This is a genomic window from Aeromonas tecta, assembly GCF_000820185.1.
Taxonomy (GTDB): Bacteria; Pseudomonadota; Gammaproteobacteria; order Enterobacterales; family Aeromonadaceae; genus Aeromonas; species Aeromonas tecta.
Map to the genome: position 1 here is coordinate 331,137 of NZ_CDCA01000036.1, position 15,139 is coordinate 346,275.

12 protein-coding genes and 1 pseudogene are annotated in these 15,139 nt (G+C 61.5%); 11 read left to right on the forward strand and 2 right to left on the reverse strand.

Annotated features, from left to right (window positions below; genetic code table 11):
- Positions 1–14 precede the first annotated feature (14 nt).
- The 8 genes and pseudogenes from BN1137_RS16520 to BN1137_RS16555 all read left to right on the forward strand — a co-directional run bounded on the left by BN1137_RS16520 (position 15) and on the right by BN1137_RS16555 (position 9,934).
- Positions 15–1,766 carry a sensor domain-containing protein gene (locus tag BN1137_RS16520; RefSeq protein WP_050719643.1) on the forward strand — a complete coding sequence of 584 codons (1,752 nt, stop codon included), beginning with the start codon at positions 15–17 and terminating at the stop codon, positions 1,764–1,766.
- Positions 1,767–1,957: 191 nt separating this feature from the next.
- The gene (gene acs, locus BN1137_RS16525) at positions 1,958–3,904 is read left to right on the forward strand and encodes an acetate--CoA ligase (protein WP_050719644.1); all 1,947 of its coding nucleotides are present in this window, start codon (positions 1,958–1,960) and stop codon (positions 3,902–3,904) included.
- A 265-nt stretch (positions 3,905–4,169) separates the two neighbouring features.
- On the forward strand, positions 4,170–4,619 hold the full coding sequence (gene aroQ / locus BN1137_RS16530) for a type II 3-dehydroquinate dehydratase (RefSeq protein WP_050719645.1): 450 nt from the start codon (positions 4,170–4,172) through the stop codon (positions 4,617–4,619).
- Positions 4,620–4,655: 36 nt separating this feature from the next.
- Positions 4,656–5,117 (forward strand): acetyl-CoA carboxylase biotin carboxyl carrier protein, encoded by a 462-nt coding sequence (gene accB, locus BN1137_RS16535; protein ID WP_050719646.1) that lies wholly within the window; start codon positions 4,656–4,658, stop codon positions 5,115–5,117.
- 15 nt (positions 5,118–5,132) lie between these two features.
- Positions 5,133–6,473, forward strand: coding sequence for an acetyl-CoA carboxylase biotin carboxylase subunit (accC, locus tag BN1137_RS16540; RefSeq protein ID WP_050719647.1), 1,341 nt, complete (start codon positions 5,133–5,135; stop codon positions 6,471–6,473).
- Between the two features lie 144 nt (positions 6,474–6,617).
- Positions 6,618–6,860, forward strand: a pseudogene (locus BN1137_RS16545) (YhdT family protein); the annotation flags it as partial.
- 94 nt (positions 6,861–6,954) lie between these two features.
- The gene (gene panF / locus BN1137_RS16550; RefSeq protein ID WP_050719648.1) at positions 6,955–8,421 is read left to right on the forward strand and encodes a sodium/pantothenate symporter; all 1,467 of its coding nucleotides are present in this window, start codon (positions 6,955–6,957) and stop codon (positions 8,419–8,421) included.
- Between the two features lie 88 nt (positions 8,422–8,509).
- Positions 8,510–9,934 (forward strand): PTS transporter subunit EIIC, encoded by a 1,425-nt coding sequence (locus tag BN1137_RS16555; RefSeq protein ID WP_050719649.1) that lies wholly within the window; start codon positions 8,510–8,512, stop codon positions 9,932–9,934.
- Positions 9,935–9,938: 4 nt separating this feature from the next.
- On the opposite strand, the gene BN1137_RS16560 is transcribed toward BN1137_RS16555, so the two are convergent.
- Complete coding sequence (locus BN1137_RS16560) at positions 9,939–10,811, reverse strand: LysR family transcriptional regulator (protein WP_050719650.1); 873 nt, start codon at positions 10,809–10,811, stop codon at positions 9,939–9,941.
- 99 nt (positions 10,812–10,910) lie between these two features.
- On the opposite strand from BN1137_RS16560, the gene BN1137_RS16565 reads away from it, so the two are divergent.
- The 3 genes from BN1137_RS16565 (at position 10,911) to BN1137_RS16575 (ending at position 14,161) form a co-directional block, all read left to right on the forward strand.
- A complete protein-coding gene (locus tag BN1137_RS16565; protein WP_050719651.1) occupies positions 10,911–11,927 on the forward strand; it encodes a zinc-binding alcohol dehydrogenase family protein in 1,017 nt (338 codons plus the stop codon).
- A gap of 501 nt (positions 11,928–12,428) precedes the next feature.
- Positions 12,429–13,307, forward strand: coding sequence for a 50S ribosomal protein L11 methyltransferase (gene prmA, locus BN1137_RS16570; protein ID WP_050719652.1), 879 nt, complete (start codon positions 12,429–12,431; stop codon positions 13,305–13,307).
- Between the two features lie 299 nt (positions 13,308–13,606).
- Positions 13,607–14,161, forward strand: coding sequence for a sugar O-acetyltransferase (locus tag BN1137_RS16575; protein WP_050719653.1), 555 nt, complete (start codon positions 13,607–13,609; stop codon positions 14,159–14,161).
- A 321-nt stretch (positions 14,162–14,482) separates the two neighbouring features.
- Here the strand turns inward: BN1137_RS16575 and BN1137_RS16580 are convergent, their stop codons facing one another.
- Positions 14,483–15,031: an NAD(P)H nitroreductase gene (locus BN1137_RS16580; protein ID WP_050719654.1), complete on the reverse strand. Its 549-nt coding sequence runs from the start codon at positions 15,029–15,031 to the stop codon at positions 14,483–14,485.
- Positions 15,032–15,139 lie beyond the last annotated feature (108 nt).

The following is a 15,139-nucleotide window of genomic DNA, read 5'->3' on the forward strand; positions in this document are numbered from 1 at the left end:
GTTCAGGAGCCTTCATGGAAAAAGCGCAGCCCGGATCGGTTCAGGCCCCTCTTCTGTCAGGCCAGTTGTCCAGTAATGCACTGCAGCAACTGTTCGAACTGGCCCCGTTTGGGATAGGGGTGTTCGACAGCGAGTTCCGATGCCGCGGCGTCAATGCCACCTTCGCCGAGCTCAATGGCCTTCCCCAGGCGGACCTGCTCGGCAAGAGCCTGCTCGAGATAAACCCCGGCCTCGCACCCCTGCAGGCATCTCCGGTGACTCAGGCTGCGCCGTACGCCTCACTGATCCTGAGGGGGATCAACCCCCTCCATCCACTGCACTCGCGATACTGGCAGGCCAGTTGCAGCCCCATGCTGGATGATCGGGGCAGCCCCGAGGGCATCCTCGTCATCATGCGCAACATCGACCAAGAGCCCATCCCCCACAGCCGGGCAGATCAGCTGCGCCAGGCCGAGGCCCGGCTCCAGCATCTCGCCTACCATGATCCTCTCACCGATCTCGGCAATCGCAGCCTGCTGCAGGAGCGGCTGGAGCTGGAGCTCAAGGCGGCCCACCTCAATCAGCAGGGGTTCGCCCTGCTATACATCGATCTCGACGGTTTCAAGCTGATCAACGACAACCTGGGGCACAGCGCCGGGGATCAACTGCTCACCCTGCTGGCCGAGCGCATCCGGCGCGGCCTGCGTCCGGGGGATCTGGCCACCCGGCTCGGCAGCGACGAGTTTCTGGTACTGATCAGTGCCCTGGATCAGCCACAGACCTTGGTGGCGCTGATCGAACAGCTGCTGCTCAGCCTGCACCAGCCGGTCGAGCTCGGAAGCGATCAGGTCATCATCTCGGCCAGCATCGGTATCGCCCTCTACCCGGAGCATGGCCAGACGGCAGATACCCTCATCAGTGCGGCCGACAATGCCATGCACGAGGCGAAAAACCAGGGCCGCAACGGCTACCTGTTCTACACCTCCGACATGGCCGAGCAGATAAGAGAGCGCATGACGCTGGAACAGGGGCTGATCAAGGCGATGGCGCAGCAGCAGTTTCGCCTGCTCTATCAACCCATGACGGATCTGGCCAACGATCGGCTGAGCGGGCTGGAAGCCCTGGTGCGCTGGCAACACCCGAGTGAGGGCATGATCTCCCCCGCCCGCTTCATTCCGGTGGCCGAGCAGTGCGGCCTGATAGAACAGCTTGGCGAGTGGGTGATGCGCACCGCCTGCCAACAGTGCCAGCAATGGCTGGCGGCAGGATTCTCTGTGCCCAGGCTGTCGGTCAATGTGTCGGTCAGGGAGATGCGCGCCCTCGACTATGTGGAGAGGGTGACCGCCATCCTGGCGGAAACCGGCTTCCCGGCGGAGCGACTGGAGATCGAGGTGACCGAGAGCATCATCCAGAGCGTGGATCAGAGTCTGCGCCTGTTTACCCGCCTCAAGGCGCTCGGGGTACAGATCGCCATCGACGATTTTGGCACCGGCTTCTCCTCCCTGAGCTTGCTCAAAAGCCTGCCCATCGATCGTATCAAGATAGACAGGAGCTTCGTGCAGGCCCTGCCCGATGACAAACACAGCCGTGAGCTGTGCCGCACCATCGTCAACCTGGCGGGCAGCCTCGGCATGGCGGTCACCGCCGAGGGCATAGAAACCCAGTCCCAGCGCCAGTTCTTGCAGTCACTGCACTGCGAGGAGGGCCAGGGCTATCTGTTCAGCCACCCGCTGTCAGAACCCCATCTGCCCTCCCTGCTCGTTCCCCGGCGCGGCGTCTGCTGTTAACACCTGCTCACTCACCCCAACAGACCTCATGAGAAAGGGAGCATCAGGCTCCCTTTTCTTATCCAGCGGCGCCGATCCTGGTCAGCTGCTTTCCACTTGTGCGTCGCTATCCAAAAGTCTAATTGCCCTCCCTGGCCAAAGGTATAAGTTGTTAGCTAATCATTACAAAAATGTATTCAAAGGAGTGACAGATGAGCGAGAGCAAGGTCTACCCGGTCAAGGCCCACATCAGCAACGGCGCCCTGCTGGACAAGGAAGGCTATGAGGCCATGTACCAGGCATCGGTACAGGATCCGGACGCCTTCTGGGGGGAGCAAGGCAAGATCCTCGACTGGATGAAGCCCTATACCAAGGTCAAGAACACCTCCTACGATCCGGGCCACGTCTCCATCAAGTGGTATGAAGACGGCCTGCTCAACGTCTCGGCCAACTGCCTGGATCGCCATCTGCACGAGCGCGGCGACAAGGTCGCCATCATCTGGGAAGGGGACAACCCGGCCGAGGATCGCAAGCTCACCTATCGCGAACTCCATGGCGAGGTATGCAAGTTTGCCAACGTGCTCAAGGCGCAAGGGGTCAAACGTGGTGACGTTGTCTGCCTCTACATGCCCATGGTGCCTGAGGCGGCCGTGGCCATGCTGGCCTGTACCCGTATCGGCGCCGTCCACAGCATCGTCTTTGGTGGTTTCTCACCAGAAGCCCTGGCCGGCCGCATCATCGATTCTGGTTCTTCCGTCGTCATCACCGCCGATGAAGGGCTGCGTGGCGGCCGCCCCATCCCGCTCAAGAAGAATGTGGATGAAGCGCTCACCAACCCGGAGACTCGCATCAGCAAAGTGATTGTGCTCAAGCGTACCGGCGGTAACGTCGCCTGGCATAGTCACAGAGACATCTGGTGGCACGACGCCATCGCCGCGGTCAGCGCGGATTGCCCGCCCGAGGCGATGAACGCCGAAGATCCGCTGTTCGTGCTCTACACCTCGGGCTCGACCGGCAAGCCGAAGGGCGTGCTGCACACCACCGGCGGTTATCTGGTCTATGCCGCACTCACCTTCAAGTACGTGTTCGACTACCACGAGGAGGACATCTACTGGTGTACCGCCGACGTGGGCTGGGTCACCGGTCACTCCTATCTGGTCTACGGGCCGCTCGCCAACGGTGCCACCACCCTGATGTTCGAAGGGGTGCCGAACTACCCGGCCACCAACCGCATGAGCCAGGTGGTAGACAAGCATCAGGTCAGCATCCTCTACACGGCGCCGACCGCGATCCGCGCCCTGATGGCCAAGGGCAAGGAGGCCATCGAAGGCACTTCCCGTTCGAGCCTGCGCATCATGGGCTCGGTCGGCGAACCCATCAACCCGGAAGCCTGGGAGTGGTACTACCGCACCATAGGCGACGAACGCTGCCCCATCGTCGACACCTGGTGGCAAACCGAGACCGGCGGCATCCTGATAAGCCCTCTGCCCGGCGTCACCTCACTGAAACCTGGCTCCGCCACTCGCCCCTTCTTCGGGGTACAGCCGGCGCTGGTCGATAACCTGGGCGAGCCGCTGGACGGCGCCACCGAGGGCAACCTGGTGATCACCGACTCCTGGCCGGGCCAGATGCGCACCGTGTTTGGCGATCACGAGCGCTTCGAGCAGACCTATTTCTCCACCTTCCCCGGTCGCTACTTCACCGGCGACGGTGCTCGTCGCGACGCGGATGGCTACTACTGGATCACCGGTCGGGTCGATGATGTACTGAACGTCTCCGGCCACCGCATGGGCACCGCCGAGATTGAATCGGCCCTGGTGGCCCACCCGAAAATTGCCGAAGCGGCGGTGGTGGGGGTGCCCCACGAGATCAAGGGCCAGGGCATCTACGCCTATGTCACCCTGATCGCCGGGGAAGAGCCGAGCCGCGAGCTGCACAAAGAGGTGAAGGAGTGGGTACGCAAGGAGATTGGCGCCATCGCCACGCCGGACGTGATCCACTGGGCCGAGGGGCTGCCCAAGACCCGCTCCGGCAAGATCATGCGCCGTATCTTGCGCAAGATCGCCACCGGTGAGACCGATAGTCTGGGGGATATCTCCACCCTGGCGGATCCGGGCGTGGTCGACAAGCTTATCCGCGAGAAGTCAGAGGCGGCTTGATCCTCGTCTCGACTCTCCCACAAAGCCGGCCTTGCGCCGGCTTTGTTGTCTTCGTTATCCGCCTTTCCGGCTTCGGCCTCAAAAGCTCAATAAACGACCAGATGTAGAGATTAGACCAGTAAAATGCTGCTAATTTTCACGAAATCAATATAATTGCGAAATCTGTGTGCCAGTGCACACCGAATTGCACAGAAAATGGCTAGATTTCTGGTAGTCCGCAAGATAGCTGATAGATCGCAGCATTATCATCGAGGATGCACTCAATATGTCGCAACATCACCGAATTCTCCTGCTCAACGGCCCTAATCTGAATCTGTTGGGCAAGCGGGAACCGGGCATCTACGGCAGCAAGACGCTCGATGAGATCGTCGCCGATCTGCAGCACAACGCCAGCGAACTCGGTGTCACTCTGGAACACCTGCAATCCAACGCCGAACATGAGTTGGTCAGCCGCATCCATCAGGCCATGGGCCAGGTGGATTTCATCATCATCAACCCGGCCGCCTTCACTCACACCAGCGTCGCCCTGCGCGATGCGCTGTTGGGTGTGGCCATCCCCTTCATCGAGGTTCACCTGTCAAACGTCCATGCCAGGGAAGCCTTCCGTCATCACTCTTATCTGTCTGATGTCGCCAAGGGGGTGATCTGTGGGCTGGGTGCCGATGGCTACCAATTCGCTTTAACCGCAGCCGTGCATCAATTGCGCGCGGCTTGATAATCACTGATCAGATAAAGAAGAAAGAGAATGCTAATGGATATCCGCAAAATCAAGAAGCTGATTGAACTGGTTGAAGAGTCCGGCATCGCCGAGCTGGAAATCTCCGAAGGGGAAGAGTCCGTTCGCATCAGCCGTAATTTCTCCGGCCAGGTTAGCGTTGCCCCGCAAATGATGATGCAACCGGCCCAGGTTCAGCAAGTTGCCGCCCCGGTTGCGGGCGCTGCCACTGCCGCCGCCCCTGCTGCCGATGCCACCCCGAGCGGCCATCTGATGCGCTCCCCCATGGTGGGCTCCTTCTACCGCTCCTCCAGCCCGGAAGCCAAGGCCTTCGTGGAAGTCGGTCAGCACGTCAATGTCGGCGACACCCTGTGCATCGTCGAAGCCATGAAAATGATGAACCAAATCGAGTCTGACAAGGCCGGTGTGATCAAAGCGATCCTGGTTGAAAATGGTCAGGCCGTCGAATTTGACGAGCCGCTGTTCATCATCGAATAAGGGAAAACGCCACCCATGTTGGACAAAGTAGTCATCGCCAACCGAGGTGAAATTGCCCTGCGGATCCTGCGTGCCTGTAAAGAGCTCGGGATCAAGACAGTGGCCGTTCACTCTACCGCCGATCGGGAGCTCAAACATGTGCTCCTGGCCGACGAAACCATCTGCATCGGCAAGCCGGCCAGTGGGGAATCCTACCTAAATGTGCCGGCCATCATTGCCGCCGCCGAGGTGACGGGTGCCGTCGCCATCCACCCGGGTTACGGCTTCCTCTCCGAGAACGCCGATTTCGCCGAAGTAGTCGAAAAATCCGGCTTCATCTTCATCGGCCCGCGCGCCGAGACCATTCGCCTGATGGGTGACAAGGTCTCCGCCATCGAGGCGATGAAGAAAGCAGGCGTACCTTGCGTACCCGGCTCCGACGGTCCGGTGGACAGCGATGCCAAGCGCAACGCCACCATCGCCAAGCGGATCGGTTACCCCGTGATCATCAAGGCCGCCGGTGGCGGTGGTGGTCGTGGCATGCGTGTGGTACGCAACGAGGCCGAGCTGGCCGCCGCCATCGCGCTGACCAAATCCGAAGCAGGCCAGTTCTTCAAGAACGACATGGTCTACATGGAGAAGTACCTGGAGAACCCGCGTCACATCGAGATCCAGATCTTGGCTGACGGTCAGGGTACCGCTCTCTACTTGGGTGAGCGGGACTGCTCCATGCAGCGCCGTCACCAGAAGGTAGTGGAAGAGGCGCCGGCACCCGGCATCACCGAGGAGATGCGCAAGTTCATCGGTGAGCGCTGCGTGCGGGCCTGTCTCGAAATCGGCTACCGCGGTGCGGGCACCTTCGAGTTCCTGTACGAGAACGGCGAGTTCTACTTCATCGAGATGAACACCCGGATCCAGGTCGAGCACCCGGTTACCGAGATGGTCACCGGTGTGGATCTGATCAAGGAGCAGCTGCGCATCGCCGCCGGCCAGCCCCTGTCGATCACCCAGCAGGACATCCGCATCCGTGGCCACGCCATCGAATGCCGGATCAACGCCGAAGATCCCGCCACCTTCATGCCTTCTCCTGGCCTGATCCAGCGCTTCCACGCGCCGGGCGGTCTGGGGGTACGTTGGGAGTCCCATATCTATGCCGGCTATAAAGTGCCGCCATACTACGACTCCATGATCGGCAAGCTGATCTGTTACGGTGAGAACCGCGACATCGCCATCGCCCGCATGCGTCACTCCCTCGACGAGCTGGTGGTGGAAGGGATCAAGACCAACATCGCGCTGCAAAAAGAGATCATGAAGGACGAAAACTTCCAGCACGGTGGTACCAACATCCACTATCTGCACAAGAAGTTGGGTCTGTAAGGGATTTCTGCTGCAAGCCACTGCCGGCAAGATCGGGTGATCAACACCCACCATCTGCACCGGTAGTGAGGTCTGCAATGATCTGCAACTGAAAAAGGGCCATGGCGACATGGCCCTTTTTTGTTATTCTTGCGCCCCGCTCAATTGTCGGAGGCCAAGGTGAACCGCTTCGCTCTCGCTCGCCGGGAAGCTGCACTCTGTCTGCTGCTGACCCTGCTCTACTTCGCCGCCTGGTACGGCTCTGCTTATTTCATCCCGGAAGAGATAGAACTCTGGGACATGCCGCTCTGGTTCGTGCTCAGCTGCATCCTGATGCCGCTGCTGTTTATCGGCCTGTGCGCGCTGATGGTGGATCGCCTGTTTATCGACATCCCGCTCGATACCGAGGAGCCCTTCGCCGAGCCCCTGCAGGGGACCGGCACCCAGGGATCTGTTCATGCTTTCCACCAGCCCTCATCCCATCGCGAGGAGCCTCGTCGCCATGAATCTTGAGTTGATGCTCCCCCTCTTCATCTATCTGGCGCTGGTGCTGGGGGTCGGCTTCTGGGCCAGCCGTCATCGCGGCAACGGCGATTTCGTGCAGGAGTACTTCATCGGCAATCGCAGCATGGGGGGCCTGGTGCTGGCCATGACGCTGGTGGCCACCTATACCTCGGCGTCGTCCTTCATCGGCGGGCCGGGCGCTGCCTACAAAATTGGCCTCGGTTGGGTGCTGCTGGCGATGATCCAGCTGCCCACCGTCTGGCTCACCCTCGGCGTGCTGGGCAAGAAGTTCGCCATCATCGCCCGCCGGGTCAATGCGGTGACCATCAACGACATGCTGTGGGCCCGCTATCGCAGCAAGTGGGTAGTGGTGCTGGGCTCGGTGACCATCATCCTGGCTTTCATCGCCACCATGGTGGTGCAGTTTATCGGCGGAGCCCGCCTGCTGGAGACCGCCACAGGCCTGAGTTATCAGCAGGGCCTGCTGCTTTTTGCCAGCTGCGTACTACTTTATACCGTCATTGGTGGCTTTCGCGCCGTGGTCATGACGGATGCCCTGCAGGGCATCATCATGCTGATCGGTACCGGCGCCCTGCTGACCGGGATCCTGATCGCCGGTGACGGTCTGCCCAACCTCATCCATCAACTCAAGGTGATCGATCCCAAGCTGGTGAGCCCGCAGGGGGCCGGCGACATGCTGACCCAGCCCTTCATGCTGAGCTTCTGGGTGCTGGTCTGCGTCGGGGTAGTGGGGCTGCCCCACTCGGCGCTGCGCTGCTTCGGCTACCGTGACAGCAAGGCGCTGCACCGCGGCATCCTCATCGGCACCGTGGTCAGTGCCTTGCTGATGTTTGGCATGCACCTGGCCGGCGCCTTGGGCCGCGCCATCCTGCCCGGCATGGACAGCCCGGACAAAATCATGCCGTCCCTGATGATGGAGGTGCTGCCGCCCTGGCTGGCGGGGGTCTTCCTGGCGGCGCCGATGGCGGCCATCATGTCCACCATCGACTCCCAGCTGATCCAGGCCTCGGCAACCCTGGTGAAGGATCTCTACCTCAATTACCTGAGCCCGAAACACGAGCAACAGGAGAAGCTGGAGGTACGGGTGCCGCGCCTCTCCCTGCTCTGCACCCTGATCCTGGGCTCTCTGGTGCTGATGGCGGCGCTGCAACCCCCCGAGATGATCATCTGGCTCAACCTGCTCGCTTTCGGCGGCCTGCAGGCGGTGTTCCTCTGGCCCCTGGTGCTTGGCCTCTACTGGTCGCGCGCCAACGGCCAGGGGGCGCTGGCCAGCATGGTCTCCGGCATTGTCTGTTATGGCTGCTTGAGCCAATGGGACATCAAAGTCGCCGGCTTGCATGCCATAGTGCCGAGCCTGGGACTCGGGCTGGTCGCCTTCATTGTGGTGAGCCTGCTCACCCCGCCGCCAGATCAGGCCGTGCGCCGGTTATTTGATCCGCGATAATAAATGACTCGATAAGGGATCCACTCCTATCCCCAAATGAGTGTTTTACGGGTAAACTGTGCGCCGCATCACAAAATAGCGCCTGCCTATGCCCGTACCGAACGCCAGACAGATCCTGACTCAAGCCCTGCAACGACTCGGTTATGCCTTGCTGTTGCCGGTCTCCATCCTGCCGCTGGCCGCGCTCTTGTATCGGCTCGGTCAGCCGGATGTGCTGGATCTGGCGGTGCTCTCCCTTGCGGGCAGCGCCCTGTTTGGCCAGATGCCACTCATCTATGCGGTAGCCATCGCCTTCGGCCTGAGTCGACAGGGGCAAGGGGCACAGGCGCTGGCCGGGGCGGTCAACTTCCTGTTGCTGAGCTCGGCGCTGGCAACCCTGGCGCCCGGTCTGCATGCGGACATGATCTGCGGTCTGCTGGCGGGGCTAACCACGGCGCTGGTCTGCTCCTGGGCCCGCGGTCTGCACCTGCCTGGCTGGCTGCGCCCCTTGCAGGAGGACTTACCAGGCATGCTGCTCTCGGCCCTGGCCTGCCTGCTGCTGGTCATCCCGCTGTCACTGCTCTGGCCCTTGCTGGAGCAAGGCATCAGCCTGCTCGCTTCCAATTTGCTCAGCACTCCCTTTGGCGCCTTCTGCTATGGCGTGCTGAACCGCCTGCTGATCCCGCTCGGTCTGCACCAGGTACTGGGCAGCCTCGTCGGCCTGGGGGAGAGCAACCTGCAGGCCCTCGCCACCGCCCAGCCGCTGCACGAGGGTTATCTGGCGGGGCTCTACCCGGTCATCATGTTCGGTCTGCCCGGTGCCTGTTTCGCAATCTGGATCCATCGCAAGCGCATGCAACGGCTGCCACAGGGGGGCTTGCTGCTCACTCTGGCGCTCACCTCTGCCCTGACCGGGATCACCGAGCCTATCGAATTCCTGTTCGCCTTTACCGCCCCCTGGCTGTTCCTGACCCACGCCCTGCTGACCGGGCTGTCGCTCGCCATCTGCAGTGGTCTGGGGATCAAGCTGGGCAGTTACTTCTCCGCCGGCTTGCTGGATATGGTGCTCAGCTACTCCTCCGGCGAGCACAGCTTCTGGCTCATTCCCCTCGGCATCCTGTTCTTCGTCGCCTATAGCCTGATCTTCTCGCTGCTGCTGGAACACGCCCCCCTCAGCCTGCCGAGCAAGCCCCTCGCCGAGGAGCTGCCACGGCTGGCGAGCGTGGCACCGACCGATCCGCAGATGCTGGCGATCCAATACCTCAAGGTGCTGGGGGGCATGGACAATCTGCAGGCCATGAGCGTCTGCCTGACCCGTCTCAGCCTGCGGGTGCGCGAGATGGCGCTGGTGGATCAACAGCGGCTGACCGGGCTGGGCTGTCTCTCCTGGATCGCCTTGAACGAGCATCAGCTGGTGCTGGTGCTGGGCCCCAACGCCAGTCTGATCGAGGGGCAGATCCGCATGCTGGCCGAGCGCCAGTCGGTACCGCTCGGTCTGGAACCAAGCCAGGCGCCCCTCAGCCAGAGCCGCTGACGGCTCAGGCGAAGGGCAGCCGATCGGCGACGAAGTCCATCAGACTGCGCAAGGCGGGGGCCAGATGCTCCCGGCTCGGGTAGATGAGATAGAACGGATTGGGGAGGATGGGCAAGTCCGGCAACACCTTCTGCAACGACCCCACCGCCAGATCGGCACGGCAGACATGATCCGGCAACAGTGCGATGCCCCCCTCATTGAGGGCCAGCTCCCGCAATGCCAGCAGGCTGTTGCTGATGCAGGCCCCCTGCGGCCGCCATCCTCCGTCCTGTAGCGGCCACACCGGCAGCGCCGAATGCACCAGACAGGCATGCAGTCCCAACTCCGAAAGCTGCTGCGGCGCGCCATGGCGGCTCAGATACCCAGGCGCCGCCACCAGATGGCGCGCTACCTGGCCGATGCGCCGGCAGATGAGGCTGGAATCTTTCAGGGGCGCCGCCCGCAGCGCCAGATCGTAACCCTCACCCACCAGATCCAGCTGCTCGTCACTCAGAGTCAGCTCCAGCACCACCTCGGGGTAGAGGGCGCGAAACTCCGCCAGGATCTTGCCAAGCAGCAGGGTGCCGGTCGCCTCGGGGGCGGTGACCCTCACCCGGCCAGCCGGGGCGCTGCGCAGCCTCGCCATCGCCAGATTGGCGCTGCGCGCCAGGGTCAGCAGCCCCTGGCAATGCTCCACATAGAGCTCCCCTTGCGGGGTCAGGCTGAGCCTGCGAGTGGTGCGTTGCAGTAAGCGCACCCCGAGCTGGGATTCGAGGCGCGAGATCTTCTGGCTCACCGAGGACTTGGGCATGCCGAGCACCTCGGCCGCCCGGGTGAAGCTGCCCTGCTCCACGACTGTGGCGAACAGCCCCATCAACTCCAGTTCGATATTGTTCATCTATTCAAACAGTCTTTCTTAATTACCCATCTTAATGAGGATAATCTACCGGGCTAGACTACTTGGCAATCCACTCCTGCCGATTTGAAAGGAATTGCCATGAAAGCCATTGCCCTCACCCATTATCTGCCAAGCGATCACCCCCACTGCTTCATCGAAGCCCAGCTCCCTACCCCGACCCCGGGCCCGCGCGATCTGCTGGTGCGGGTCAACGCCACCTCCATCAACCCGGTCGATACCAAGGTGCGCTCCCCCAAGGCCAAGGTGGAGGCGACTCCCCGGGTGCTCGGCTGGGATGCGGTGGGGGAAGTCGTGGCCGTGGGCCACGAGGTCACGCTGTTCAAGGCGGGCGACCGTGTCTGGTACGCCGGCGACATCAGCCGCCCCGGCAGCAACAGCGCCCTGCAACTGGTGGATGAACGCATCGCCGCCATCGCCCCGACCAGCCTGAGCGATGTGGAGGCCGCAGCTCTTCCATTGACCGCCATCACAGCCTGGGAGGCGCTGTTCGAGCGCATTGGTCTGACCCCCGAGAGCGAGGGACGACTGTTGATCATCGGTGGCGCCGGTGGCGTCGGCTCCATCGCCATCCAGCTCGCCCGTCAGCTCACCAGGATGGAAGTGATCGCCACCGCCTCCAGGCCAGAGACCCGAAAGTGGTGCCTCGAGATGGGGGCGCATCGGGTGGTGAGTCACCACAATCTGCAGGCGGAACTCGCGGCGCTGGGCATCAGTCAGCTCGATGCAATCTTCTGCACCAATGCCACCGAGCAGCACTGGGCCGCCATGGCGAGCCTCATTCGCCCGCTCGGCCACATCTGCACCATCGCCGAGTCGAGCGAGCCCTGGGATCTCGGCCTGCTCAAGCCCAAGAGCGTCACCTTCAGCCAGGAGTTCATGTTCACCCGCTCCCTGTTCCAGACCCCGGACATGATTGAGCAGCACCGGCTGCTCGGTCGGGTCGCCGCCCTGGTGGACGAAGGGGTACTCAAGAGCACGCTGACCAAGACGGTGCCCGCCCTGACCGCGGCCAGTCTGGCAAGCGCCCATGCCGAGGTGGAAGCGGGGCGCATGGTGGGCAAGTTGGTGATCGACATGAGCCGGTTCGCTGACTAATCCCTTGTGGGTAATAAAATGCACCATCATGGGGTGAACTCACCAGCGCCAAGCCCCAACAGTGCACAGCGCCAGGAGCCGCCAAACCTGCAATCCACCCCATGACAGTGAAAAACAGATAAAAAAGGGGCCATCCCGCCGGGATGGCCCTAAATACCTGAACGTTGGGGGTAACAATCACACACATATCCTTATGCAGGACGCATTAACCTTTGCAGCTTGCGTGCCAAGTCGTCATTTCCACGCAGGATCCTGAATTTTCCCCGCAATTTTCGCCCGTTTAAAAAAAAGCCACCCGAAGGTGGCTGAAAAGATGACGGAACTTTCATAGAGCAAAGCATTCAGCGGGAACAAGTTGCTTCCCGTCACCCAATAAGGAATACATTAACCGTGCCAACTTGGCAGGACGGTCGACGACGCCCTGCTTCACGGGCAAACCACGACAGCACTGGCCCATGATGATAGAATCCCGCGGTTTCACATTTATGAAGAGTCGACGCCATGCCCTGGATACAAATTCGAATCAACGCCACCGCCAAGACCGCGGACAAGGTGAGCAACATGCTGCTGGGGCGTGGAGCCCAGGCCGTGACCTTTATGGATGCCCAGGACGTGCCCGTTTACGAGCCGCTGCCGGGGGAGACCCCGCTCTGGGGCGAGACCGAGGTGATGGGGCTGTTTGACGCCGAAACCGATCCGGCGCCGACCATCGCCTTCTTCCAGCAGATCTTCGGTGAAGACGTGGGCTACAAGGTCGAGCAGCTGGAAGACAAGGACTGGGTGCGGGAGTGGATGGATCACTTCCACCCCATGCAGTTCGGCGAGCGGCTCTGGATCTGCCCGAGCTGGCGCGATGTGCCCGACCCCGATGCGGTCAACGTCATGCTGGATCCGGGCCTGGCGTTCGGCACCGGCACCCACCCCACCACGGCGCTCTGCCTGCAGTGGCTGGACGGACTGGATCTGGCCGGTAAAACCGTGGTCGATTTTGGTTGCGGCTCCGGCATCCTCGGCATCGCCGCCCTCAAACTCGGCGCCGCCCGGGTCATCGGCATCGACATCGATCCCCAGGCCATCCAGGCCAGCCATGACAACGCCGAGCGCAACGGCGTCGCCGGTCAGATAGAGCTCTATTTGCCGGCGGATCAGCCGCAAGGGGTGGAAGCGGACGTGGTGGTGGCCAATATCCTGGCCGGTCCGCTGCGCGAACTCGCGCCGCTCATCGCCGGTCACGGCAAGCCCGGCAGCCTGATGGCCCTGTCCGGCGTGCTGGAGAGCCAGGCCCCTGAGCTGGAGACCATCTACGGCCAGTGGTTCGACATGGACCCGACCGCAGTGAAAGAAGAGTGGTGTCGCCTGTCAGGCCGCAAGCACGGCTAAATCATCAGCACCGCGGTGACCGACACACCGGTCGCAAGCACGGCTGATCATCGGCACGGCGTATACACTACCGCAAAACAACAAGGGCACCTTCGGGTGCCCTTGTTGTTTTTACGCGTCTCACACACTCGGGTCACCTCTTGGTACTTCCCTTCGTCAGGGAAGTGCCAAGGCTGAGCCCAGGCTCACTCTTATTGGTTGGCTAACGGCGTAAGATAGCGCTCAGCACCCGGATGAGGCTGGCAAATAACTTGTACCCATCCTCAGCCAGCAAGCAGCACAACAACAAGAGATGACTCATGAGTGACTACCAGAAAATGATCGCCAGCCAGCCCTACAACTGTATGGCCCCCGAGCTGGATGAGATACGCCGGGAGACGGCCCGTCTCTATCGCCGTTTCAATCGGGCCGACGAGGAGGAAGAACAGCAGATCCTGCTGCAAGCGCTAGTGGGCGAACTGGCGGAAGGGGCCTTCATCTGCCCGCCTTTCTACTGCACCTATGGCCGCCACATCAGCCTGGGCAAAGGATCCTACATCAACATGGGGGCCACCATCTTGGATAATGCCCCGGTTCGCATCGGGGCCGGGGTCATGATAGGGCCGAACGTGCAGATCTACACCGCCGCCCACGCACTGGACGCAGATGCACGCATCGAAGGGGTGGAGACGGCGCTGCCAGTCACCATAGAGGACAGGGTCTGGATAGGAGGGGGCGCCATCCTCTTGCCCGGCGTCACCATAGGACGGGAAGCCATCGTCGGCGCAGGCTCGGTCGTGACCAAGGACGTACCGGCGGGCGCTCGTGTAGTGGGCAATCCGGCCAGGATCCTGCCTTCCAAGCCAAAAAATTAGCCGCAATAAAGCGTCCATAAAAATGAAGCCCAATGTCACGAGGACGTTGGGCTGTAAAAAGGTGCTACGGAATTGCGACTCTCATCGCAGAAAATTAGAAGGGGTTACCTTCTAAACTGGCAAAGGGATAATAACGGGGCGCAAACGTTTTACACAGCGTGATCGACCGGGATTGAGAACAGCCTCTCACTATTTAAAAATTTCCCGGGCAACCCCTTTTTCCCCCTTGGCAAACGCACATTTATGCGTACAGCCTGATGGTCATATCAGTAAATAGAAAAAGCCCTGATTAATCAGGGCTTTTTACTCACAATGCCGAGTTTAGAAATGGCGGACAAATTCGTTGATCGGCAATTCGCGCAGCTTGCGCGCCTCCAGCATGGGGGTACCAAGATAGAGGAAACCCACCAGCTGATCCCCCTCGGCCAGCCCCAGCCCGACCTTGATCTGTTCATCGAAGATGAACCAGCCGGAGCGCCAGATACCGTTGAAGCCCTGGGCCTGGGCGGCCATCTGCATCGCCATCAGGGCGCAGCCGGCGGAGAGCTCCTGCTCCAGCTTCGGCACCTTGGGGTGATCTTGATAGCGGGTGGCGACCGCCACCAGCAGTGGCGCACGCAGCGGGGCGGCGCGGCTCTTCTCGATGATCTCTTCGTCCTCGCCACGGGCACGGGCCGCCTCGGCCAGCAGGTTACCCAACCGCTCCCGTCCCTCTCCTTCAAACAAGATGAACTGCCAGGGGGTCAGGGTGCCGTGATCCGGCGCGCGCAGCCCCGCCTTGAGGATGTTGTCGAGCACCTCGCCACTCGGGGCCGGTGTGGTCAGGCGGCCACAGGAGTGGCGGTTCAGTAACAGGTTGAGGGCATCCATGGGCGACTCCGTGTGTCAGACAAGAAAGCGGGGACTGTGATGGCGCTACCCTAGCACAGCCAGGAGGTGGCGCAAAGGCGCCCGACCGCTCGGGAACAGGTAGTATAA

Excerpts from the sequence above, each read along its gene's own strand:
- panF (WP_050719648.1), top strand. The coding sequence starts at position 6,955 with ATGAATCTTGAGTTGATGCTCCCCCTCTTCATCTATCTGGCGCTGGTG.
- accB (WP_050719646.1), top strand. The coding sequence starts at position 4,656 with ATGGATATCCGCAAAATCAAGAAGCTGATTGAACTGGTTGAAGAGTCC.
- BN1137_RS16560 (WP_050719650.1), bottom strand. The coding sequence starts at position 10,811 with ATGAACAATATCGAACTGGAGTTGATGGGGCTGTTCGCCACAGTCGTG.
- aroQ (WP_050719645.1), top strand. The coding sequence starts at position 4,170 with ATGTCGCAACATCACCGAATTCTCCTGCTCAACGGCCCTAATCTGAAT.
- accC (WP_050719647.1), top strand. The coding sequence starts at position 5,133 with ATGTTGGACAAAGTAGTCATCGCCAACCGAGGTGAAATTGCCCTGCGG.
- BN1137_RS16565 (WP_050719651.1), top strand. The coding sequence starts at position 10,911 with ATGAAAGCCATTGCCCTCACCCATTATCTGCCAAGCGATCACCCCCAC.
- prmA (WP_050719652.1), top strand. The coding sequence starts at position 12,429 with ATGCCCTGGATACAAATTCGAATCAACGCCACCGCCAAGACCGCGGAC.
- BN1137_RS16520 (WP_050719643.1), top strand. The coding sequence starts at position 15 with ATGGAAAAAGCGCAGCCCGGATCGGTTCAGGCCCCTCTTCTGTCAGGC.
- BN1137_RS16580 (WP_050719654.1), bottom strand. The coding sequence starts at position 15,031 with ATGGATGCCCTCAACCTGTTACTGAACCGCCACTCCTGTGGCCGCCTG.
- acs (WP_050719644.1), top strand. The coding sequence starts at position 1,958 with ATGAGCGAGAGCAAGGTCTACCCGGTCAAGGCCCACATCAGCAACGGC.
- BN1137_RS16555 (WP_050719649.1), top strand. The coding sequence starts at position 8,510 with ATGCCCGTACCGAACGCCAGACAGATCCTGACTCAAGCCCTGCAACGA.
- BN1137_RS16575 (WP_050719653.1), top strand. The coding sequence starts at position 13,607 with ATGAGTGACTACCAGAAAATGATCGCCAGCCAGCCCTACAACTGTATG.